Here is a 691-nt window from a genome sequence, read left to right on the forward strand (position 1 = left end):
GTTGGTGAATAATGGCGTGGGTAGTGCCAGCTTAATGGGTGGCTTCACCTACACGGCAGTTGCCCCTACGTTAAGTAGTGTTTTACCAAGCAGTGGTTCCATTGCCGGGGGAACGGCGATCACCTTAACCGGTACTGGCTTTATTCCGGGTATGAGTGTCACTTTGGGTGGAACTGCGGCGACTAATGTCACGGTAGTTAATAGCACCACCTTAACCGCAGTGACCCCAGCCCATGCCAGTGGCGCGGTGAATGTGGTTGTTACCAACACTGTGGGTAGTGCCACGTTAACTGGTGGATTTACCTATGTGACTCTAGCGCCGACCTTAGTTGGTTTGACGCCAATTACTGGCAGTGTTGCGGGGGGGACCAATGTGACCTTAACCGGAACTAACCTTACCGGTACTACCTCGGTTACTTTTGGAGGTGTTGCCGCATCGAACATTGTGGTAGTGAGCGACACCAGTGTTACCGCAACAGTACCTGCGTATGTGAGTGGTTCATTAGTAGTTGATGTGACGGTTGGTAATGCTACGGCTAATGCAACCTTAGCTGGGGCCTTTACGTATCTGGCCGTAGCCCCTACCTTAAGTTCGATTGTTCCCAATAGCGGTTCCATTGCTGGTGGTACAACGGCCACGATTACGGGTACCGGTTTTGTACCTGGAACTACGGTCACCATTGGCGGCATT

1 protein-coding gene is annotated in these 691 nt (G+C 52.0%); it reads left to right on the forward strand.

The genetic code is table 11. From position 1 onward, the window contains the following. Nucleotides 1-691: IPT/TIG domain-containing protein (locus ACD661_RS16920; RefSeq protein ID WP_400189008.1), on the forward strand; the 691-nt coding region annotated here is incomplete at both ends.

This window comes from Legionella lytica (genome assembly GCF_044626755.1).
Lineage (GTDB): Bacteria > Pseudomonadota > Gammaproteobacteria > Legionellales > Legionellaceae > Legionella > Legionella lytica_A.